Below are 383 nucleotides of genomic sequence, written 5' to 3'. Positions count from 1 at the left end.
ACGGAACGCCACTGGTTGTTTACGACGTTTCCCAAATCCGACAGCAAATTCGGAGCTTTCGGCGAGTATTTGATGCTAATCAGGTCGACTATGCGGTCAGTTATGCAAGTAAGGCCTTTGCCGCAATTGCAATGTATCAGGTTGCTGCTGTCGAAGGGGCTCACGTTGATGTCGTTTCGGCTGGGGAGCTTTATACAGCAACTAAGGCTGACTTCCCGATGGAACGGGTAAGTTTCCATGGTAATAATAAGTCGCGTGAAGAGCTGGAAATGGCGGTTGACCACCATGTGGGGACGATCATGATTGATAATTTCCATGAGATTGAATTATTAGCCACGGTGCTTGAAGAACGCGATGAATCCGTTGACGTAATGCTAAGAATC

Annotated in this window: 1 pseudogene; it reads left to right on the top strand. The window is 47.5% G+C overall.

The window, feature by feature from the left end:
- Positions 1-383, top strand: a pseudogene (locus CP352_RS10855) (diaminopimelate decarboxylase); the annotation flags it as partial.

Origin of the sequence: Lactobacillus sp. UMNPBX1 (assembly GCF_002554085.1) — a bacterium.
GTDB lineage: Bacteria > Bacillota > Bacilli > Lactobacillales > Lactobacillaceae > Lactobacillus > Lactobacillus crispatus.
This window is presented reverse-complemented; position numbering and strand designations above follow the sequence as displayed.